This window comes from Gloeocapsa sp. PCC 7428, assembly GCF_000317555.1.
Classification (GTDB): Bacteria; Cyanobacteriota; Cyanobacteriia; order Cyanobacteriales; family Chroococcidiopsidaceae; genus Chroogloeocystis.
Genome location: NC_019745.1, coordinates 793,244 through 815,492, shown reverse-complemented (window position 1 = coordinate 815,492; position 22,249 = coordinate 793,244). Strand labels below are relative to the sequence as shown.

Sequence of the window (22,249 nt, the reverse complement as noted above, 5' to 3'; positions counted from 1 at the left end):
TACGTACTACCAAGATAGAAATTTTTAACCTTTGCCGCTGCAAACCTTCTCCATCGGGACTCCATCTGTGACTATCCAGACACAAACACCGCCTCAAACGACTTCAAAGCAGCTGGATCGCCAAATGATCGTCATCTTGGACTTCGGCTCTCAATACTCTGAACTCATCGCCCGTCGCATTCGGGAAACGCAAGTATATTCAGAGGTGGTTTCCTATCGCACGACTGTTGAACAACTACAGCAACTCAACCCTAAGGGAATTATCCTTTCAGGAGGACCTAATTCAGTCTACGACGTCGGCGCTCCGCAATGCGATCCCCAAATTTGGGAGTTGGGTATTCCGATTCTGGGTGTTTGTTACGGAATGCAGTTGATGGTGAATCAACTCGGTGGAAATGTCGTGCGTGCTGAACGGGGTGAGTATGGCAAAGCCTCACTTTTGATTGACGATCCGACTGATTTACTGACAAACGTCGAAGATGGCACAATCATGTGGATGAGTCACGGAGACTCGTGTACCGCATTGCCAGAAGGGTTTGAGGTTTTAGCACACACAGAAAATACTTCTTGTGCAGCGATCGCGCACCACGAGAAAAAACTTTATGGCGTACAGTTTCATCCAGAAGTTGTGCATTCGTTGGGTGGAATGGCGTTGATTCGGAATTTTGTCTATCACATTTGCGACTGCGAACCAACGTGGACGACGGAAGCTTTTGTTGATGAAGCAATTCGCGAAATTCGTGCCAAAGTAGGTGATAAGCGGGTCTTACTTGCGCTTTCTGGTGGTGTCGATTCTTCAACGTTAGCGTTTTTACTTCATAAAGCAATTGGCGATCAGTTGACGTGTGTATTCATTGACCAAGGCTTTATGCGTAAGCTAGAGCCAGAACGGTTAGTCAAGTTATTTCAAGAACAGTTTCACATACCAGTGGAGTATGTTAAGGCGCGCGATCGCTTTTTGGCGGCGATCGCTGGTGTCACCGATCCTGAAGAAAAACGCCGCCGCATCGGACACGAATTTATTAAAGCCTTTGAAGATGCTTCCAAGCGCTTAGGACCTTTTGATTATCTAGCCCAAGGAACTTTGTATCCTGATGTGATTGAATCGGCGGATACCAATGTTGATCCGAAAACGGGGGAACGTGTCGCAGTCAAAATCAAGAGTCACCATAACGTCGGCGGCTTACCCAAAGACTTACGCTTTAAGCTTGTCGAACCACTGCGGAAATTATTTAAAGATGAAGTGCGTAAAGTTGGGCGTTCAATTGGTTTACCTGATGAAATTGTACAACGACAGCCATTTCCAGGTCCAGGCTTAGCCATTCGGATTTTAGGCGAAGTGACAGAAGAGCGTTTAGAAATTTTACGCGATGCCGATTTAATTGTCCGTCAGGAAATTAACCGTAACGGTATCTACAATCAACTGTGGCAAGCGTTTGCAGTATTGTTACCAATTCGTAGCGTTGGCGTGATGGGCGATCAGCGTACTTATGCGTATCCCATAGTTTTACGTTTAGTTTCCAGCGAAGATGGGATGACTGCGGATTGGGCGCGGGTTCCATATGACTTATTAGAGACGATTTCTAACCGCATTGTCAACGAAGTTCGCGGCGTGAATCGCGTCGTTTACGACATTACTTCCAAGCCACCAGGAACGATTGAGTGGGAGTAGTTTATTAAATTATAAATCGTAAAAATGACCTTATCATTACCATTGGTAGGTCAGAATGTTTGATTGCTTGGATGCTTGCAAAAATAAGGTTTTTGACTTAATAAATTCTCTCAATACTGTTTAAAAAAGCCTGGGGCATCCTGATTTCATATCATATAGATCTTACTAACGCTTAAACTTAATAGTACTTAATTTCTCAAAAATAATATAAGTACCAGCAAAATAGTTATAGCAAAAAATTGTTTATTTATTATTCTGTAAAAATTAATTTTAGGTTGCAAAAATCAGGAGCTAAAACGGAAGAATTGCTGAAATTATGCAGTTTAGCCATCTAAATCCTGCTAATAAATATATAAGTAAATATGCACTCTAGTCAGCTAAATGTTGGAATTAGTCTGCGCTATGCTGAGCTTAGAAATATTTCAGTTTCTTATTAAGACTTTGCTGCGATTAAGTTTTAGTCAGCAAGTAGCTTATTTTACAAAAAACATCGAGGTATTTAAGAGAAACACCACTTATGATGCGAGCAATTACAATTTATCGGTCTGTAGTCAGCACAATGTTTGCATTGACGCTGGGGGTAATGCAGCAGATACCTGCGGCGATCGCCTGTACTCGTGTTGTTTATCTTGGACCAAACAATACGATTTTTACTGCACGCACTATGGATTGGAAAAGTGAAATGCCAACCAACCTTTGGGTTTTCCCACGTGGTGTAGAGCGTAATGGTATTGCTGGTTCAAACTCAATTGTATGGACTGCCAAATATGGTAGTGTCATTGCATCGGGCTTTGATGCTGGCACAGCAGACGGTATGAACGAGAAGGGCTTAGTTGCCAACCTACTTTATCTTGTGGAGTCAGAGTATGTTACTCCAACAAGAAATGACCAGCGTAAACCCCTATCAATTTCCCTATGGGCACAGTACTTCCTCGACAACTACGCCACTGTTGCGGAAGCCGTGCAAGCGATGCGCCAGGAACCCTTTTATGTCGTTACGACAATGACTCCAGACGGACAACCTGGGCAGTTGCACTTGTCTATCTCGGATGCTACTGGTGACTCAGCCATTTTTGAATATGTAGATGGAAAACTTCAGATTCACCACAACCGTAATTATCAGGTGATGACCAACTCGCCGATCTACGAACAGCAGCTTGCTCTCAATGATTATTGGGAAGCGATTGGTGGACTGACAATGTTACCAGGAACGAATCGTGCTGCCGATCGCTTTGTGCGTGCTTCATTTTATATCAAAGCAATTCCACAAACGGCTGACATTAATGAGGCAACTGCTAGTGTTTTTTCGGTCATTCGCAATGTATCTGTTCCTAGAGGAATTTCCACGCCTGGACAGCCCAATATTGCCTCAACACTCTGGCGTACGGTTGCAGATCACAAAAGTAAGCGCTATTTCTTTGAATCAACGCGCAGTCCTAATGTATTCTGGGTAAATCTGTCCGATCTCAATTTTACGAAAGGCGCACCAACGATGAAACTGACACTCACAAACGGTGCTGTTTATGCAGGGAATGTAGCAGCAAAATTTCAACCGACTAAACCTTTTGCTTTTCTGCCATCAGTAAAAAACTAAATGTAGCTATGTTAATCTTCACATAATCTTACAAAAAGAAGAGTATTCTGTGGGCGATCTTTTAATAGGGGTATTGCATTTGTAGCGATCGCCTTCTCTAGCTTCTTGGTTTTAGCAATTGAGTCATTCGCCACGACAAAGCTAACCCAACTATAGAGTTAAAGATTTGAGCAACTGCGTGGGAGTATTGCATACTATGAGATGTAGCAGTGTCTAGATTCTCCGCCCAATACATAATTATGTATGACGACATTGCGAGTCTTTATCATCTTGTATACCCCGACTGGAATGAAGCTATCAAACAGCAGGGTTCTGCACTAAACGGTGTCGTTAGCAATTTCTTAGGTTCAGTACCACTATCGATTCTGGATGTTTCCTGCGGTATTGGAACGCAAGCCCTAGGACTCGCAGCTTTAGGACATAACGTTACAGCATCTGATTTATCAGCAGCAGCGGTTGCACGGGCGCACAAAGAAGCGCTGTCACGCGGACTCGAAATGACATTCAAAGTAGCAGATATGCGTCAGTGTGCCCAAATGCATGGTTCTGGATTTGATGTCGTATTAAGCGCCGATAACTCTTTACCACATCTTCCTGGAGATGAGATTCGCGTTGCACTTCAGGGTTTCTACCAGTGTTTGCGGCACGATGGAGTCGCTATTGTGAGCTTGCGCGAGTATCTTGAAGATGAGGACCGATCGTCTCCGCAAATGTGGTCGTATGGGTTTCGTTATGACGGCAGCGATCGCTACTTTGTATTTCAAACTCGTGATTGGAATGACGATGCTTACGACGTTGCAATGTATTTTGTGCGTGAAGTAAAGCAAGGTACTCCTGCTAGTGTTACTGCTGGCTTATCTCGTTATTATGCGATTACTATAGAGCGGCTAATGTTTCTATTTAGAGACGTAGGCTTTACCGATGTCCAACGTTTAGACGGAATACTGCATCAACCAATCGTCTTGGGTCGCCGTAGTGCCGCATAATCAGTTAATATTCTAGAGCAAGATGTTGGATAGAAAAATGCTTGATAGCACCAAGCGATATACGGAAAAATTCTGGATAATATACAAATAGCAGCGTAAAAAAGAAGTTTTCTGTATATTCTGATAGCAAAGGAGTGTAACGCTTACATATCTTTATGTAGAAAAAGATTACATACAAACTTTTCCTATACTAAATAGTAGTTAGATAGCAGAACCCAGAATTGATTGAGCGTAGAGTCTAATTTCGACCATGACACCACAATGGCTTGAGCAACTCGTCCAAAAGATCCAATATCTTCAATCAATTATGGAAGATGTCGCAACTGGTCAGGCGCGAATCCAAGATGCGGACGACGAGTATAAACGACTCTACATGGAGGTAAGTTCAGAGTTAGAATCCCTCCAAGAAGAAGGGTTCAACATTAGCAATCCAAATTCTTTCAGATCGCTTTGGGATTGGTAGAATTACTGGTCTAGTAATCTTGACAGCTATGCTTCGCGTAGGCAGTATATTCGTGAACTATATGCGAAAGTTCTCACTCCTCTTGAAGACACTCTCTACAAACATCGTAAGAATTCGATATCAGTTGAGGATTTGATTGATGATCTTTAACGTCGATTAAATCATACTACTTCTGAAATACAGAGTAGCTTTAAGTTGGCGTTTGATGATCTTTATCCCCAAATTGTTCAAAGATGTCGGCAACTTTTTGAAACTGGTCAGTATGATAACGCAATCTTTGACGCGATGAAAACGGTTGAAGAAGAGATCCGTAGCAGAGCAGGTGCAACTCCTACTGATTTGGGAGTAAATCTTGTTTCTAAGGTTATGAATCCCAACCAACCCAAACTGATCTTTAGTTCCGTTAGTGCTGAACAAGAAGCTGCTCACTCGATATATAGAGGCGCAATTGCCAGTTTCAAGAATCCACTCAGCCATCGATTTCTAAACAATTGTGACCCAATCAAGACTTTTGAAATCCTCAGTTTTGCCAGTTTGCTAATGCGTATGCTTGATGATGCAACTGTCGCACCGTCAAATACAACTACTGTATAACAAATCATTAGAGCCGAAGGTGCGAGAGGCTATTGGGTAGGATCGAGATGATGTTTGCGTGCGTTGGCTTAATTTGGGCGTTAGACTGCCAGACCTGGCTTGGGGCGCAGTTGAAAGCGTATATGTGGGTAACAATGCTTAAGTAAGTGAAAGACCTCTGCCACGGCATGATTGGAAGATTGTTAAAGGGAGCGATCGCACCCGTAGACAGAAGCGCGGGTTAAAGCATGGTCGGAAAGGCTTTAGTCGAAGAGTGCTTATTCTTTGGCTTTTGTTGGAAAGGGCTGTAGGGATAAAATTCAAGAAGTTATGGATTTGTCTCTGGCACGCAGGAAACTTAAAATAGGCGGTAGGTGGAGTGAGTGACCGGAATGCCTACTGCTGCTCAACTAGAGAGTTTATATCGGGTCAGCTACCAACTGACTTACATCATGCTTCAGCCGATTTATCTCATTTGTGTTGATAATCGAACTCGTAACATATACATACTAGCTGGCTATAACGAAGAGCTTGAGTTTCAAATCTTGCCTACTGGGGAGCTTTTTGATGAACAGAGTTGACTATAATTCAATGTCTGATGAGGAATTAAAGCAGTATTTTCTCAAACATCGTGGGGATCGAGATGCTTTTCAAGCATACTTAGACAGAATCAATCAGCGTCCGCGTAGAATTATTGCAAGTCCCAGCGATCCCGATTTTGATGAGAAAGTTCAAGCAGCAATTCGCCAAAAGCTAGAAGCGGCAAGAAGTGACATCGATCAGCAATCTAACACTGTGTTGAAACCGACCGATAAAGATTGATCTGTGCAAGTTGAAGGTTATCTACAGTGGTTCAGTATTTGCCATTACAAAGTATTCTAAATTCTCTTTTGAGTTAGAGTGTGAAGACATTCCGTTAGAAACTCATGTTTTTAGGGTATTGGTGGAAACTTTGTAGATATGTTGGTAATGTAAGCTCAATGTATGAACCATTTTATAAATTTATCCAACAGCTTTCGCCTGACTTTAAAGTGGATGTTGTGCGTATTGAACCGCTGCTCAAGTCAAAATTAATTTATAAGGGAGAATTTCTGTTTCGGGAAAATGATATTTGTGAATTTGTTGGCTTCACACTAAAAGGTTTTCTGAGAACCTTTTTTATAAAAGATGGAAAAGAATATACTCTATTTTTTCACCCTGAACACCGATCAGTAGGTGATTATGAAAGTTTTCGCAAACAAAAACCTGCGTGTTTCTCATGTCAGGCTATTGAAGATTCAGAAGTTTTGCTCGTCAACCATCAAGTACTTAATGCTTTTGAAGAATTACCAGACGGTCAAAAATTATTGAGACTTCATGCAGAGAATCTCGCGTTTATGCTACGAGACAAATTGCTTTCTCTTTTTAGAGATTCGCCAGAACAGCGCTATCTAGACCTAATTCAAACGGAACCAGAGTTGCAGCGTATTCCTCAATATTATTTAGCATCGTATCTTGGTATTGAGCCTGAATCACTAAGCCGATTGAAACGGAGAATTTACCAGAAAAGAAATTCTTAACTCAAGTCAATGCGAGTTATGGGCTTTGCCAAGTAAATTTGCAGCAGGATATTTCAAAAAGAGCTTACGATGTCATTAGAACAGAATAAATCAATTGTCCTACAAGCCTATGAAGCTTTTGATCGCGGAGATATCGAAACAGGTAAAGCGTTAATCGCTTCGGATATCACTGGCTGCGTAATGGGGAGTTACACACTTAAGGGGGCTGATGCTTTCTTCGAGTATGCGCTAAAAATGCGTGATGCTTTTCCTGATGGTCGCCACACGTTTGAAGATGCGATCGCTGAAGATGATAAAGTCGTTACGCGTGGAATGTTCAGTGGAACTCATTTGGCAGAAATTATGGGTGTTCCTCCAACAGGAAAACAGGTGACATTTTCAGTCGTTCATATCGATCGCGTCGTCAATGGTCAAGTTGTGGAACATTGGGGGCAAGCTGATGTGATGGCTTTAATGCAACAGTTAGGTATAGTGAACTCTCCTGCATTACGTGCAAGTTAATTCTTAAGCAGCGATCGCAGACACCCTCTCACTGAAGTAGTCCACGCACCATCTAAACTTTGTTTAGCGGCGAATTCATTTCTCAAGTTTATGATTTAGCTTCATAGCTGATGCGATCGCTTTGATAATCCGGCGGTTCAATATGAATAGAAATGCGTACAGGGCTAAATTTTTCTATGAGCTTAGCTTCAACTTCTTCAGTTATTTTATGCGCTGTTTCTACGTCTATTGCATCAACGATTAAATGCATTTCAATAAAAACTTGTCGCCCGACAACGCCTCTTGAGGCAATATCGTGACAGTTAATGACACCAGGAACTTGCATGACAAGTTTATAAATTGCTTCGGGTGCGATCGCCATTTCATCGACAAGCCAAGGTAGATTTTCTTTGAGTACTGACCAACCACTTTTAAAGACGAGTAACGCTACCGGAAAAGCTAAAATTACATCCAACCATTGCAGTTGTGGCAAGTTTAAAACGTTTCCTTGCCATATCCCAACTAATCCAGCAAGTACAGTAATCGTTACCCAAACATCGCTCATTGTATGCTTGGCGTCAGCAATTAAAATTGGACTACCTACGCGTTGACCGACGGTACGTTCGTAGAAGGCAACAAAGATATTAACACCGAGTACAATTAGCAGTAACCATAATTCTGACGAGGATATCCTTACAGGTTCACCCTCATTGAGAATTCGCTCAATCGCACTCTGAAGAATTTCAAAGCAAGCAATACCTAAAAACGCAGCAATTCCTAACGCACCTACAGCTTCAAATTTGAGATGTCCGTAAGGGTGGTCGCGATCGGGTTGAGGTGACGAAAAACGACTGGCAATTAGTCCTAAGATATTATTAGCGCCATCTGTCACGCTATGTAATGCATCAGCCTGTAAGCTTAGGGAACCACTCCACCAACCCACGACAGCTTTTAATGTCATTACGAATAGATTGAGTATCAGCGTGATGAGTAACACCTTTTGCACCGTTGCACGGCGATCTCTAACCATATAATTTTTCTCATTTCATTTTGGCTAGAAAACTGCTTGATATACGCACAAACCACCTGAGGAAATGCAGCATAACAGGTAACATAAAGTAGCACGTTTCGATAATTTACGCTTATGTCCTCTAAGCTGACTTTGAACTTGGTTGAGGGTTCAGTCTCTTTTAGTTTTTCTCCAGAAGCTGCGCGCGAGTTACAAAGTGCGATCGCCCAATTGATGCAAAGTCTCAAAGCTGTTAGTACTAAAATGACTCCTGGTGCTAAAGCGACTCCGCAACAGTCTTTGGAGTATCGTTATACGGGTGAAGTCTTTCTAGAGATTTTTTGTAATCCTAATATCTGGGCGACACCTTTTGCCGCTAAAGTGTTGATTACGCTGCGCGATGCGCATATTCGTCTTACGACTGAAGCTGAACTGACTCGCATTAGCGAAGACCTCAACCTCTATTTGGAACAGGTTAGTTAAAGCCTAACGGTTGCGATCGCTAGTTCTACTAAAACTTGTCAAATAAAAAATTGCTTTGCCTTAAGCAAAACAATCTATCAACTGATGAATAGCTATAACAAGTCTCAGTGATTGTCAGGTGGGGTAGAACTTGGTAATAGGATGTAAATGGCTTATGTGCTAAATGAATTTGTTATATAACTTCGCTTGTAGGTTAGCGATCGCCACATCAAATTGACTCTTTTAGCCAAAGGACAGACAACTTAATCGTTGTCCCATTCCTCGTGACCTAGAAGATCGCCAATGCGATCGCGTAGCAGGAAATCGCATTTTTCTAGTTCTCCTTCCAGACAAACCCATTCGCGGGGCGGAATGAATTGGCACAATGTGTAGATTGGTTGTTGACGGCTGATCACTCCTTTTTGCACCAGACGACGCACCTCGTCTTGAATCACGTCTAACGAGTACCGAACAGGTGGCAATGTATTCACACTCATGATTTTTGACCCAGAAATAGTTGGGAATATAGTATTCAAAGCATTAAGTCAGACTAGCTAATGATCTTTATTGTAATTTTGCTATTTGTAGTTTGCTATACTGAACTTTTTTTATTTTCATCCTTTCCTTTCTACTATAATATTAATAAATATTGCTGGAGTCAAGAAAACGTGACAATTTCACCTATAAAGTTATTGAGGTAAAACGATAGATAAGTTTGATTGACAATACTGTTGACAAGTATTGACCTAATAGTCATTCTGGCTATTCTATCTATAGGTGAGGAAGCATTATCAAAAATTTCTATCTTTCGATAGAAAGCTTTATACATTGAATAAAGTATTCATAATTGTTAATTGAGCCGCAGGCATTTGCCCATAAGAAAATAAACAAGGTACGGTTGTGGGTAAGCCTGGCATAAACTCTTCAACTATGTAGGGACTACCGTAGACGATTAAGGCTTGCAAATTTCCTAATTGTAATAATCGCTTAAACAAATCCTGGGCTACTTGCGTTAAACCGGCGCTACCTCGAAACGGATTACCACGGATAAATAACTGTAACAAGGTGGCTTGACGGCAATCAAAATCTGTGGCTGAAGTATGACAATCAACAATTTCAGTTGTATAACCAAACCGTTTTGGCAGCGCGATCGCAGGACTAATTTCACTTAAAAAATGACAGTTAAGTAGATTATCAACAACAATTAAGTTACGTAGATTATCTGAAGGAGAGTCGGTGCGGATTGGCACAGAACCAGAGACAACCTGCGTTTCGCGCACAATCGCGTTCACTGCGGCTACTGCTGAAGGTTGTGCTAATTCGGACAATCGGGGAGTGGCATACTCAATTTGTTGCTTAGCGTGCCAAATCCGTTCTACAGAAGCACGAATTCGATCTTCAGAAACGCGATCGCGTGCAACTGCTTCGCATACGGCTTGAATTGCGGCTTCGGGTTCGAGAGGCATTAATAAAATATCTGCGCCGGCTTCTACGGCTAAAACGGCGGCTTCTTCGGTTCCGTAGCGGTTAGCGATCGCGCCCATAATTAACGCATCAGTGACAATTAATCCGTCAAATCCTAACTGTTTGCGCAATTGTTGCGTTAAGATTTTTTGCGAGAGTGTCGCGGGGTATTCGCTATCCCAAGCGGGAATCAACAGATGTGCGCTCATCACTGCATCAACGCCAGCGGCGATCGCAGCTTGAAATGGTGGTAATTCAATTTTTGCTAATCTTTCAGGCGAATGTGGCAGTATGGGTAAATCGAGATGCGAATCTGTGGCGGTGTCGCCGTGTCCTGGAAAATGCTTGGCGGCGGTAAGTACGGAGAATTTTTTAGCGCCTTGAAGAAAAGCTGTCGATAAATGACTGACAATTTCTGGAGTTTCGCCAAACGCGCGAACGTTAATGACAGGGTTTGCTGGATTGTTATTGACATCCACGACTGGCGCTAATACCCAATTAATGCCGATTGCTAACGCTTCTTGTGCGGTGACAGCACCCATTTGCGATGCGTATTGTATGGCACGTGCGAGATCTCGTTGGGCGATCGCACTCAGCGCCATGGGCGGCGGAAACTCCGTTGCACCCGAAAATCTTTGTCCTACACCTTCTTCAATATCGGCGGCGATCAGTAAAGGAAATTTTGCCCAAGTTTGCAGTTGTTGCGATCGTAGCGCGATTTCTCCAGCACTGCCCCCTAACAAAATAACGCCACCTACGCCAAGTTGTTCTAGCCAATATTGCAACTTGACTGCGGGCGGTTCCCACTGCGGATACTGAATTTGGTGATCGAACAAATAGCCAGAAGCCCGAACAACAACCATTTGAGCAACTTGTTCGGCAAGCGAAAGGCTATTGATATCAGGAAGCGATCGCATTACGGTAAATACTGCTAATGTGTATGCTGTAGCTTATTTTAAAAGCCATTAGCAGTTAACGTTTATTCATCATCATCAAATTCATCAACATCTTCGATTGCGACTGCATCATCAATTTGACGATTTTGATTAAGCTGATTGATTAGCGATAAAACTCTGTTACCGCGCTCAATTGAACGATCTTCTTGAAAGACAATTTCTGGAGTTCGCCGTAAGCGAACTCTTTGCCCTAATTCACTACGGATGTATCCAGTTGCGGATTTTAAGCCTGCCATTGTTTCTGCTCGTGCTTCATCAGTACCGTAGATACTGACAAAGATTTTGGCGTGTTGAAGATCGCCTGAAACATCAACGTCTGTGACACTCACCATTCCTGCTCCCACGCGATCGTCTTTGATGTCGTGGAGTAGCATTTGGCTGACTTCGCGTTTGATTAATTCGGCAACGCGAGAAACGCGACGACTAGTAGCCATTTAGTTTCTACTTCCTCACTCTAAATGTTGTCTTTACTTATTCTTCCTCGCGCGCGCTTAAATGGGATCTATCCCTAGCATGGCACGCAGCGTAAACGTGACGAAAACAACCATCCCAATGAATACGCCAATGAGTGCGATCGCGGTGACTGGGCGCTTAAATAACGGTGCTAACGGTGCAAATGCGTTTAAAAATACCCCTAGAATAATCGTAATAAAATAGCGGGGGTAGCGCGAGATGTTTTGCCAAAATCCATCAAACATCTTATGTTATTGATATATTTTTTGAGGTTTTCTTATGTGTTTAATATTATATAACAGTTGTTTTTGATTATGAAGTATTATTTTTTAACAAATCACATTGGCGTAGCTTTCCCGCAAGGTAGGCGCAAAGTTCACAAAGAGTGGAGAAAGAGAGGAATTTATCATTTTTCTATTTGTATTAAATAACTAAAATATTCTGTACAATTGAATTGGGTTTCATGTTTAAGTTGCGTTTTTGTTAATGTTAACTCAAGAGCCTAGTTACCCAAAACCATTTTTGAAGTGGGCGGGTGGTAAAACTAAGTTAATTCAGCAATATGTCTCTTTGTTTCCACAAAAGTTTATCAACTACTATGAGCCTTTTTTAGGAGGCGGTGCTGTCTTTTTTTATTTGTATAATAATTACGCATTGAGTTCAGCGTTTCTCTCAGATATTAATCCTGAGCTAATTAACACGTATCTATGTATAAAACATGATGTTGAATCTGTTATTTCTTTATTAGAGCAGCATAGGAGAAAACACAATCAGGAATACTACTATTATATGCGCTCTTATATTACCGAGAATTCTGTAGAGAGAGCCGCACGATTAATTTATTTAAATAGAACTTGCTTTAATGGCTTATATCGTGAAAATTCTAAAGGTGAATTCAATGTGCCGATGGGAAAATACAAAAATCCGCAAATCTGTCATTCGGAATTATTGCGTGCTGTGGCAAAAGCATTACAAGTAGCTCAAATAGAAGTCAGACCGTTTGAAACAGTTTTGAGTTATGCTAAAAGCCCTGAAGATTTTGTATATTTCGATCCTCCTTATTATCCGCTAAGTCAAACTAGCAACTTTACTGCTTACAGTCGCGATGCTTTTAATGAAGACGATCAGATTAAACTGAAAAATGTCTGTGTGGAGTTAGCGCAAAGAGGGGTAAAAATAATGCAATCCAATTCGGATTGTCCTTTTATCAGAGAACTCTACAAAGATTTTAAAATTTATGAAATTCAAGCTGCTAGAGCAATTAACTCAAATGCCACCAAACGGGGGAAAATTTCAGAAGTATTAATTACTACATAATAGGTATTTTGATCAGCCTATGTTGGGGCTGAATAACAAGTAATTATAATTGAACTACACCGCGATCAAAAACTTTGTTTTTAGTATCAATGGCAGAAATTTCGATGCGATCGCGATACACTTCGTACGCTGCGAAGCTAAGTTTTTCAGCAGAATGTTCTGTCCATTCCGAACGTCCTACGGGGCGAACTCCAGCACCAGCACCACAAGTTAAATAAGTTGTACCATTAATTTCACGAGTACGTTCATAATCGTGATCGTGTCCGTTAATGTATAATTGCACGTTGTGTTTTTGAAAAAGCGGAGTTAATTCTTTGATTAACTTTTGATTTTCGCCATAATGACCAGAAGAATAAATCTGGTGATGTCCAAAGACAATTTTCCAAGGTGCATCACTGCGACTGAGTTCGGTTTCTAGCCAAGGTAATTGTGATGTCCAATCAGCATTATTATTAGTATCTAAAGCAAAAAAATGCACGGCATCACGCCGGAAGGTGTAATAGCGCCCTTGCATATTAAACCCTGGATACTTGACTTGCGGATCGCCATTTGCGGTGCGAATATCGTGATTTCCTAAACACGCACGAAATTTAACGCCTTGTTTTAATAAAGGTTCATATGGGCGTTCAAAAACTGCGCCTATTTTTTCGATTTCGCCATCATTGTAAATATTATCTCCAGCTAAAATGGCTAAATCGAAAACATTTTGTTTGTGGTATTGTGTCATTGCTTGCGCAACTGCGTATTGACCTTTGGCTCCGGTTCCTGTGTCAGCTAGCGAAACAAATCGTAAAATTGGTGCGGATGTAAGCGGTTGAGTTTGAGACACTAAGTTGAGATTAGGGTTGCGTTGGTGAAGCCTACACGAAGTGTATTCGCTGCTGTGACGCTGAATTTTACTCAAGAAAGCTAAACCAAAACCACTAATACCACTGAGAAAGACAAACTGACGACGCTTGAGGGGCATACTTTACACCATTGGGAAATCAAACCTCACAATGATAGATTAAGGCTGAGTAGGCAGCAACGTCATAGTGCGACTTAATTGATGTGTAATCTACTGCCTGAGTATGGATTGATGTCACAACCACCCAATTCGCAACCGCCATCTTCGCAACCACACAGCGCAAATCCAGGGTTTGTCAAAAAACAGAGTGTGAGGATTCTGCGGGGAACAATTAATATTTTAGAAAAATTGGTAACAAAACTTGAAGCTGAACCAACAGCACCGACGACGCCAGTTTGGGAGCAACTACAACGCGGATGGAGTCAAGTTTTAGCTACAATTCGTAATCTTTTACCTAGAAATACTTCAATATCCGATTCAGCGCTGACAGGTATTATTGCTGGAGTTGTTGTGCTTTTAGTAGGAACAACAGCCTTTTTCTTATCACCCAAATCATCGCCACCTGAAGTTGCGGAAATACCACCGAGTGTTGTTCAAAAAGAGCCAGAATTACTGCAACCAATTACCGAACCAGCACCAGAAGAACTTGAGCCGATAATACCACCATTGGCGACACCAGAATCGCCGCAGCCAAGTGCGGAATCACCACCAGAAGAACCTGAAATTCCTGCACCATCAGAATTAGTTGCACCAGAATCACCGCAACCAGTTACAGAAATTCCTTCGCCTGTGCTTCCAGAAAGTACTTCTGAGCCAATGATGGAACCGATGCTCCCTGTTGTAGAACCTACGCCCGAACAGAGTTTAATTGCAGCAATTGAAAAACAAGTTGCGCAAGTGAGCGATCGCTATGGTGAGGGGATTATTGAATCGCTGCAAGCCAATTTTCCGGCGAATAGTCTCACGGTGACGTTAAAAACTGATTGGTACAACCTAGAACCATCCGAACAAGACAAATTAACTGCACAAATGTTTGAGCGAGCCAAGGAACTCGATTTTATCTATTTAGAAGTTATCGATCCCCAAGGCAATTTACTCGCACGTAGCCCAGTGATTGGGGAAAATATGGTGATTTTGAAACGCAAAGGATGAAATAAGAGTAGAGGTGCAGAGGAAGCAGAGGAGTTAAGAAAATTCTATAAACTCAAAACTCATTACTAGCCACTAGCCCCTAACTAATCGCCGATCGATATGCCTTTACCAAATAATCAATTCCTGTGATGGCTGTTCCGACAACGACGGCGTAGGCTCCGAGATCGAGTGCTTGGCGTGCCATTTGAGGAGAAGAAATACCGCCTTCACAAATTACTGGAACTGCGAGTTTTTCTACCATTTGCGTTAACAGTTCCAAGCCAGGTGGAGATAGGTGCGCAGTTTCTTGCGTGTAGCCGTAGAGCGTCGTTCCGACAATATCTGCACCCGCAGCAACCGCCGCGATCGCTGATTCAATCGTATCGACATCTGCCATGACAGGTTTACCAAGTTCGTGGTGAATTTGTTGAATTAAAGAAGTCAGCGTTTCTCCCTCTGGGCGCTGGCGTTGTGTAGCGTCAATAGCGATAATATCGGCTCCGGCTTGCGCGATCGCGACTGCATGGTGAAACTGTGGCGTTATGTATACGTCATAGCCTAAAATTTGTTGTTTCCACAACCCAATGATGGGTACTGTACAGCGCTGTTTGACTGCACTCACGTGTGCAGGTGTATCAATTCTGACGCTTACGGCTCCTTGATTCTCCGCCGCTTGTGCGATCGCGGCGATAACTGTCGGCTCGTGTAATGGCGAGTCAACTGGCGCTTGACACGAAACAATTAAACCTTGCTTAAATTTTGCAATTATACTATTATCATCAGCCATAGAAATATTGATTATTAAATAATAAGGACGGGCAAGCCAGTGCCTTGCCCCTCAGCCCTCGACTCCTGGCAACCAAACTGTAAAAATTGAACCATTACCGACAACTGATTCGACTTCGATACGTCCTTGGTGAAGTTCTACTAGGTGCTTGGTGAGGGCTAAACCTAGCCCTGTTCCTTCGTATTGACGGCGGTATGGTGTATCTAGCTGTTGGAATTTCTCAAATAGTAGTGGTAACTGATCTGTTGGAATGCCAATCCCTGTATCTTCAACTTGAAAGACAGCGATGTTGTGCTCTCGCCAAGAACGTAAAATCACTCGCCCGCCAGCTGGAGTAAATTTTACCGCATTGCTAAGAAGATTCCAGAGAATTTGTTGCACGCGTTTAAAGTCTGCGATGATGCGATCGCGCGACGCGTCAATTCTTAAATCTAAACAAAGATCGACCGCTTGCCGTGCTGCGATACTTCTAAAAGATTGCATACTCGCTTCGGCGATCGCGCTTAAGGAAAACTCGCTTTTCTCTAACAGTGTCTTACCCGCTTCCACTTCGGATAATGTCAAAATATCGTTGATCAACGCTAATAAATGTTCGCCGCTGTTGTGAATAGTGTCTAGATATTGGCGCTGACGCTCGGTTAATTGACCAAAAGACCAACGTAACAGTGTCGCAGATAACCCGATAATCGTTGTCAGTGGCGATCGCAATTCGTGACTCATCGTCGCTAAGAATTCGCTTTTGGCACGGTTTGCGGCTTGGGCGGCGATTAAAGCATCTTGCAGCGCTTGCGTACGTTCTGAAACTCGTTGTTCGAGTAATTGTTTTTCGCGTGTTAAAGATTGCATTAATTCGGCTTGGTTGATCGCGATCGCTAGTTGTTCCGCGATTCTTTGCAGTAGGTTTTTTTCACTGTCACGCCAGTGACGATCGTGACATTGATGCGCGATCAGTAACCCCCACAGTTTTTCTTGCAAGACAATGGGTGCTGCTAGCTTTGCACGTACTTGACTCGCGCGCAAAAACTCTAGAAGACACTGCGAAAGGACATAAGTTTTTTCAATATCATCGACAGCGAGTGTAAAGCCTTTGCGATACTTCTCCCAACATTGCGAAGTTGGAATAAAACATCCTGCTTCACGGTAATTTAACATTGATGGAATCGATTCGGCTGCACGGGCTTCATACACAACACAACCTGAATGTTTTTGCCAGGTATCGCTACGAGGAAGCACCTGTGATGATGTCGCAATCCATTCGCGATCGCTATCTTGTGCAAACTGATAAATCATCAAGCGATCCAATTGCAGAAAATCACGGACGTGACTCACTGCGGTGGAAAGGATGACTGATAAATCTAAACTTTGACGAATTTGACTTGTAAGTTGGTTCAATAGGCGTTCGTGCGCAATTTGCTCTTTAAGCGCATCTTCTACAGGTTGACAGACAGATACAGAAGGATGTTCGGCTTGTGGCGCAGCCGCTTTCTCTTTATTGAAGATAGATAACAATAAAAGTGTAAAGTAACTTTGCAGCCTGGCATCATTTGGTTGTAGGCTTTGACAGTACTGCGCTAGTGTTTGGGACGCTTGAAAGTCGTGCTGAAGCTTGTAACTGAGTTGGTGTAGGAAATTGGCGATCGCATCGCGGTCAAATGTTAGATTGACATCGATGAGCGACTCTTGCACATCAAATGATAAAAATTCAGCAGGTAGCGAAAAGATGTATGCGGCATCATCAGGATCTGGCATTTTAACTGAATTCTGAATGTTTGATTGTTCAGGTTCCTCTGGAAATCCCAACAGCAGCGCACTAAATCCTTGAGATATGATGACGATAAATTGTTGCTTCTTCTGAGGAACAGGAATTGATAAAAGGATGTCTTGTGTCAGCACCACAACTTCCGTTTCCGCGATTTGAGCCATTTGATGCAGTAACTGCCCGAGTTGCTTAAAAACAGGTAAGGGCAAAGTGCCACGAAAGCTCAAATCTTCAGGGTGGATCATGCTCTGAGGTCTATTGAATCTTGGCTAAATAGCTTTTCACCGCCGCTTTTCCCCCTGTTGCAAATAATAAATCTACATTATGCATTCTATAAAACAACATTATGCATCGTATTAATGGCACACCAGGAGGATGGAATCCTCAATCAGAAGGCGTAATTTTTTTAGAACAAACTCCAGCACCAATTGTGTTTCTGACTGCGGCAGATACTGATATTCAAACCATAGCAGCAGCGATTTCTAAATTACCAGTGGGGTTTCCTGCACTGCGCGTAGCTAATTTATTGCAGCTACAGCAACAACTCACGATTGATACCTACGCGGAGGAGGTATTAGAAAAGGCTCAAGTTATTATATTACGGTTGCTGGGGGGGCGATCATACTGGTCTTACGGGTTAGAAGTGGTGCAGGAAACCGTACAGCGTACCAAAGCATCACTGATTGTTATTCCTGGCGATGATGTTCTCGATCCGCATTTAATCGAACACTCCACCGTTTCTTTTACCGCTGTTAACCGAATTTGGCGTTACTTCAGCGAAGGCGGTGTAGAAAATATCGTCAACGGCTTGCAGTTCATCTGCGATGCGTGTGTAAAAACTAGCTATCATCCGCCACAGCCACAAGTTATACCGCGTGTGGGTTTTTATCAGAGGTCAGGGATCGGGGATCAGAGATCAGGGGGAAAGCCAAAAGTCGGGATTTTGTTTTATCGGGCGCATTATTTATCAGGCAATGTAAGTGTAATTGATGCTTTTTGTCAAGCACTTTGGGAAAGAAATTTAGAAGCAGTACCGCTTTTTGTGTCTTCGTTGCGCGATCGCGATGTACAAGACGAGCTAGTATCCTATTTTCAACCAAAAGATGAACCACAAATTCAACTATTGCTGAATACGACGAGTTTCTCGCTAGCGCGGTTGGAAGCAACGCTGCAATTAGATTTTTGGGAAAAATTGGATGTTCCTGTATTGCAAGCGATTTTGAGTAGTAGCCCTGTAGATGTTTGGGAATCTCAATTTCAAGGGCTTTCGCCGCGCGATATGGCGATGAATGTGGCGCTACCTGAAGTCGATGGGCGAATTATTACCCGTGCAGTTTCTTTTAAAGCTGTGCAAACGTGGAATGCTGATTTAGAAACGGATGTTGTCGTTTATGAACCACGATGCGATCGCGTTGCGTTTGTTGCGGATTTAGCCGCGAGTTGGGTGCGCTTGCGTTTGTTACCACCACACGAAAGAAAAATTGCGCTGATTTTGGCAAATTACCCGAATCGTGATGGACGTTTGGCGAATGGCGTAGGATTGGATACTCCGGCAAGTTGTATAGAAATTTTGCAGGCTTTGCAAGCGGCTGGGTATCGGGTGGAGGATTTACCGCAGAGTAGCGATGAGTTGATGCAGCGCTTGACGAGTGGAGTGACGAATGATCCAGAAGGGCGGGAGTTGCGATCGGTGTTGCAAAGTGTGAGTTGGGAAGAGTATCAGGAGTATTTTGAGAGTTTGCCTTTGGGGGTGCAACAGGGGGTTTGTGAACGGTGGGGGGATGCGAACCACAAGGGCGCAGAGGAGCAGGGGCGCAGAGGGCGCAGAGGAGCAGAAGAAAGGTGTTTTGCGGTTTCTGGGGTTTCTTTGGGGAATGTGTTTGTGGGAATTCAACCAAGTAGAGGGTATGATGTTGATCCGGCGTTGAATTATCATGCCCCTGATTTAGAGCCTACGCATGAGTATTTAGCGTTTTATTATTGGGTGCGAGAATGTTTTGGTGCTGATGTGGTGGTTCATGTCGGGAAGCATGGCAATTTGGAGTGGCTACCAGGAAAAAGTGTGGCGTTGTCGGAGGGGTGTTACCCAGAGGTGGCTTTGGGGGCTTTACCGCATTTGTATCCGTTTATTGTCAATGATCCTGGGGAGGGTTCGCAGGCTAAGCGTCGCGCGCAAGCTGTGATTGTAGACCATTTGACGCCGCCGTTGACTCGCGCGCAATTGTATGGTCCTTTACAGCAGTTGGAGGGGTTGGTTGATGAGTATTATGAGGCGCAGAGTTTAGATCCGGCACGGTTAACGCTGATTCGCGATCGCATTCTCGATCTCGTTCTACAAGAAAATCTCCACCTCGATCTTGGTGTAGCTCGTGACAATGAACAATTAACGATTAGCAATCTTGATGGCTATCTTTGCGAATTGAAAGAAGCACAAATTCGCGATGGTTTACATATATTTGGTCAATGTCCGCAAGGAAGACAACTAAGGGATTTGATTGTGGCGATCGCCCGAATGCCGAGTAGCGATCGCTTAGGATTTACACAAGCGATCGCGCAATCTTGGGGACTAGATTTTGATCCTCTCACCGCAGATCTTAGTCAAAAGCTTTCAGCATCTGAAATCGAATTAATCTCCACAAAAACACAACAACTCTGTTACACAATCGGCGACGCGGTAGAAGCCTTAGAACACTACGCCACCATCTTAGTAGAACAAATACTACTAAGCCTAGAACACCCCCTCACCCCTCAGTGCGGGCAAGGCAGTGCCTTGCCCCTGTTGCCCCTCACCCCTATTCTTCATTGGATACGCGATCGCCTACTTTCTTCTTTGCAACAAACAAAACAAGAAATTACGAACTTATTACATGGTTTGGATGGGCGGTATGTTCCGAGTGGTGCTGCGGGTGCGCCGACTCGCGGTCGTCCTGAAGTCTTACCAACTGGTCGCAATTTTTACTCAGTGGATATTCGCGCGATTCCGACAGAAACATCTTGGGATATTGGGCGCAAAGCTGCGGAGGCTTTAATTGAACGTTATGCACAAGAGAATGGCGAGTATCCTAAAACTTTGGGCTTGTCGATTTGGGGAACTTCAACAATGCGGACGGGTGGTGATGATATTGCTGAAGCATTAGCATTACTCGGAGTGCAACCTGTATGGGATGGTGTTTCGCGGCGGGTAGTGGATTTAGAAGTTTTACCGCTATCAATATTAGGACGTCCGCGCGTGGATGTAACTTTGCGAATTTCGGGCTTTTTCCGCGATGCTTTTGCGAATTTAATTGATTTGTTTGATACTGCTGTTGCTGCTGTCGCTGCACTTGATGAACCACCTGAACAAAATCCCTTAGCTGCGCAAGTTGCTCAAGAAACACAACTATGGCAAACAGCGGGGTTAACTTTAGAACAAGCTGAGGTGCGATCGCGTTATCGTATTTTTGGCTCGAAACCTGGCGCATATGGCGCAGGACTCCAAGGTTTAATTGAAGCACAAAACTGGCATGATGATGAAGATTTAGCGCGTGCTTATATTAATTGGAGTAGCTACGCTTACTCGCGTTCGGCTGAAGGATGTGCCGTTCCTGAAGCTTTTGCACAGCGTTTACAACAAATGCAAATCGTTTTACACAATCAAGACAACCGCGAACACGATTTACTCGATTCGGATGATTATTATCAATTTCAGGGCGGTTTAACCGCAGCAGTACGTTCTTTACAGGGAAAAAACCCGCAAACTTATTTTGGCGACAACTCAATTCCAGCAAATCCCCGCGTGCGTCAACTCAAAGAAGAAATTGCCCGCGTTTATCGATCCCGCGTAATTAACCCGAAGTGGATTGCTGGAGTCATGCGTCACGGTTACAAAGGTGCGTTTGAAATGGCGGCGACAGTAGATTATTTATTTGCCTACGACGCGACAGCGCATTGTGTTGAAGATCATATGTATCAGGGAGTTGCACAAGCGTACTTATTTGATCCCGATGTTCAGCAGTTTATCCAACAAAAGAATCCTTGGGCGTTGCGCGATATGGCAGAAAGATTATTAGAAGCGCATCAACGCGGTTTGTGGCAGAATATCGATCGCGCGATGTTGGAGAATTTGCGATCGCTCGTTCACCAAGCTGAAGCCAGCATTGAACAAACATTAAAGTGATTTTGCCATCTTCAACCAATCAAAAACCTGCACTGTGGTTAACTCCAAGGGAATTTCTGCTAGCACAGCTAAGCGATCGCTATCTTGTCTTAGTTCTGGTTGCTGACCTGGCAGAAAAACTAATATACTGCGATCGTCTGCGTCAATCAACCAACCCAATCGACATCCATGTTGTAAACAGTGGAGAATGTTACCAATGACTTTGTTTGGCTGTTGATTTTGAGAAAGAATCTCTATCACCCAGTCTGGCGGTAATTCAAAGTTATCAGGAACTTCTCCGTTGGCATTAAAAGGAATTCGTTGCCACTGGAAGACCGCAATATCTGGAACAATTGAGCGATCGCCAAAGCTACAACGTAGTTCAGGAAAAGCATAAGCGATTTTTTGCTCCTCTGTAATGTCGTTAATTGCGGCACACAGCTTACTCTGCAAGCGGCTGTGTCTCCCTTTCGGCATCGGCTTTTGGACGATCTCTCCATTGATGTATTCACTTGCTGGCTTCGTCTCAGGAAGCTTGAGAAACTCTGCTAAAGTAATGTTGGGTGTTGTTGTAGAGGTCATTGTTTCACCTCTCTTTTTTC

The 22,249-nt window shown here is 43.2% G+C and carries 21 protein-coding genes; 12 read left to right on the top strand and 9 right to left on the bottom strand.

The features are described 5' to 3' along the window. The first annotated feature begins 124 nt into the window (after window positions 1–124). From guaA to GLO7428_RS03610, 8 genes are all read left to right on the top strand, one after another. Entirely contained in the window at window positions 125–1,672 is a 1,548-nt protein-coding gene (guaA, locus tag GLO7428_RS03650) for a glutamine-hydrolyzing GMP synthase (RefSeq protein WP_196797528.1), read from the top strand. Window positions 1,673–2,189: 517 nt separating this feature from the next. After that, the gene (locus GLO7428_RS03645; protein ID WP_015187206.1) at window positions 2,190–3,266 is read left to right on the top strand and encodes a linear amide C-N hydrolase; all 1,077 of its coding nucleotides are present in this window, start codon (window positions 2,190–2,192) and stop codon (window positions 3,264–3,266) included. A gap of 239 nt (window positions 3,267–3,505) precedes the next feature. Further along, window positions 3,506–4,252 carry a class I SAM-dependent methyltransferase gene (locus GLO7428_RS03640; RefSeq protein WP_015187205.1) on the top strand — a complete coding sequence of 249 codons (747 nt, stop codon included), beginning with the start codon at window positions 3,506–3,508 and terminating at the stop codon, window positions 4,250–4,252. 250 nt (window positions 4,253–4,502) lie between these two features. Beyond that, window positions 4,503–4,715, top strand: a complete 213-nt coding sequence (locus tag GLO7428_RS03635) for a hypothetical protein (RefSeq protein WP_041918504.1) — start codon at window positions 4,503–4,505, stop codon at window positions 4,713–4,715. A gap of 195 nt (window positions 4,716–4,910) precedes the next feature. After that, window positions 4,911–5,309 carry a TIGR02391 family protein gene (locus tag GLO7428_RS03630; RefSeq protein ID WP_041918503.1) on the top strand — a complete coding sequence of 133 codons (399 nt, stop codon included), beginning with the start codon at window positions 4,911–4,913 and terminating at the stop codon, window positions 5,307–5,309. A 546-nt stretch (window positions 5,310–5,855) separates the two neighbouring features. Further along, on the top strand, window positions 5,856–6,110 hold the full coding sequence (locus GLO7428_RS03620) for a hypothetical protein (protein ID WP_015187203.1): 255 nt from the start codon (window positions 5,856–5,858) through the stop codon (window positions 6,108–6,110). A gap of 158 nt (window positions 6,111–6,268) precedes the next feature. Continuing rightward, the gene (locus tag GLO7428_RS03615) at window positions 6,269–6,847 is read left to right on the top strand and encodes a Crp/Fnr family transcriptional regulator (RefSeq protein WP_041918502.1); all 579 of its coding nucleotides are present in this window, start codon (window positions 6,269–6,271) and stop codon (window positions 6,845–6,847) included. Window positions 6,848–6,916: 69 nt separating this feature from the next. After that, the gene (locus GLO7428_RS03610) at window positions 6,917–7,348 is read left to right on the top strand and encodes an ester cyclase (RefSeq protein ID WP_015187201.1); all 432 of its coding nucleotides are present in this window, start codon (window positions 6,917–6,919) and stop codon (window positions 7,346–7,348) included. A gap of 88 nt (window positions 7,349–7,436) precedes the next feature. Here GLO7428_RS03610 and GLO7428_RS03605 read toward each other — a convergent pair whose 3' ends face one another. Further along, the gene (locus GLO7428_RS03605; protein WP_015187200.1) at window positions 7,437–8,357 is read right to left on the bottom strand and encodes a cation diffusion facilitator family transporter; all 921 of its coding nucleotides are present in this window, start codon (window positions 8,355–8,357) and stop codon (window positions 7,437–7,439) included. 114 nt (window positions 8,358–8,471) lie between these two features. Here GLO7428_RS03605 and GLO7428_RS03600 point away from each other — a divergent pair, with 114 nt between their 5' ends. Continuing rightward, the gene (locus GLO7428_RS03600) at window positions 8,472–8,819 is read left to right on the top strand and encodes a hypothetical protein (protein ID WP_015187199.1); all 348 of its coding nucleotides are present in this window, start codon (window positions 8,472–8,474) and stop codon (window positions 8,817–8,819) included. A 242-nt stretch (window positions 8,820–9,061) separates the two neighbouring features. Here GLO7428_RS03600 and GLO7428_RS03595 read toward each other — a convergent pair whose 3' ends face one another. The 4 genes from GLO7428_RS03595 to GLO7428_RS03580 form a co-directional block, all read right to left on the bottom strand. Beyond that, on the bottom strand, window positions 9,062–9,295 hold the full coding sequence (locus GLO7428_RS03595; protein ID WP_015187198.1) for a DUF4327 family protein: 234 nt from the start codon (window positions 9,293–9,295) through the stop codon (window positions 9,062–9,064). 324 nt (window positions 9,296–9,619) lie between these two features. Further along, window positions 9,620–11,179, bottom strand: a complete 1,560-nt coding sequence (locus GLO7428_RS03590; RefSeq protein ID WP_015187197.1) for a glycoside hydrolase family 3 N-terminal domain-containing protein — start codon at window positions 11,177–11,179, stop codon at window positions 9,620–9,622. 62 nt (window positions 11,180–11,241) lie between these two features. Beyond that, window positions 11,242–11,652, bottom strand: a complete 411-nt coding sequence (gene rbfA, locus GLO7428_RS03585; RefSeq protein WP_015187196.1) for a 30S ribosome-binding factor RbfA — start codon at window positions 11,650–11,652, stop codon at window positions 11,242–11,244. 57 nt (window positions 11,653–11,709) lie between these two features. Beyond that, window positions 11,710–11,916 (bottom strand): DUF751 family protein, encoded by a 207-nt coding sequence (locus GLO7428_RS03580; protein WP_015187195.1) that lies wholly within the window; start codon window positions 11,914–11,916, stop codon window positions 11,710–11,712. Window positions 11,917–12,157: 241 nt separating this feature from the next. Here GLO7428_RS03580 and GLO7428_RS03575 point away from each other — a divergent pair, with 241 nt between their 5' ends. Beyond that, a complete protein-coding gene (locus GLO7428_RS03575) occupies window positions 12,158–12,988 on the top strand; it encodes a DNA adenine methylase (protein WP_015187194.1) in 831 nt (276 codons plus the stop codon). A gap of 43 nt (window positions 12,989–13,031) precedes the next feature. Here the strand turns inward: GLO7428_RS03575 and GLO7428_RS03570 are convergent, their stop codons facing one another. After that, window positions 13,032–13,955 carry a metallophosphoesterase gene (locus tag GLO7428_RS03570; RefSeq protein ID WP_015187193.1) on the bottom strand — a complete coding sequence of 308 codons (924 nt, stop codon included), beginning with the start codon at window positions 13,953–13,955 and terminating at the stop codon, window positions 13,032–13,034. A gap of 111 nt (window positions 13,956–14,066) precedes the next feature. On the opposite strand from GLO7428_RS03570, the gene GLO7428_RS03565 reads away from it, so the two are divergent. Next, window positions 14,067–14,987, top strand: a complete 921-nt coding sequence (locus GLO7428_RS03565) for a hypothetical protein (protein WP_041918867.1) — start codon at window positions 14,067–14,069, stop codon at window positions 14,985–14,987. 79 nt (window positions 14,988–15,066) lie between these two features. Here GLO7428_RS03565 and GLO7428_RS03560 read toward each other — a convergent pair whose 3' ends face one another. Beyond that, on the bottom strand, window positions 15,067–15,753 hold the full coding sequence (locus GLO7428_RS03560; RefSeq protein WP_015187191.1) for an N-acetylmannosamine-6-phosphate 2-epimerase: 687 nt from the start codon (window positions 15,751–15,753) through the stop codon (window positions 15,067–15,069). A gap of 51 nt (window positions 15,754–15,804) precedes the next feature. Next, window positions 15,805–17,757 (bottom strand): GAF domain-containing sensor histidine kinase, encoded by a 1,953-nt coding sequence (locus GLO7428_RS03555; protein ID WP_015187190.1) that lies wholly within the window; start codon window positions 17,755–17,757, stop codon window positions 15,805–15,807. 101 nt (window positions 17,758–17,858) lie between these two features. On the opposite strand from GLO7428_RS03555, the gene cobN reads away from it, so the two are divergent. Then, window positions 17,859–21,668 (top strand): cobaltochelatase subunit CobN, encoded by a 3,810-nt coding sequence (cobN, locus tag GLO7428_RS03550; protein WP_015187189.1) that lies wholly within the window; start codon window positions 17,859–17,861, stop codon window positions 21,666–21,668. On the opposite strand, the gene GLO7428_RS03545 is transcribed toward cobN, so the two are convergent. Beyond that, window positions 21,660–22,229, bottom strand: a complete 570-nt coding sequence (locus GLO7428_RS03545; protein WP_015187188.1) for a Uma2 family endonuclease — start codon at window positions 22,227–22,229, stop codon at window positions 21,660–21,662. The genes cobN and GLO7428_RS03545 overlap by 9 nt on opposite strands. Between the last annotated feature and the right edge of the window lie 20 nt (window positions 22,230–22,249).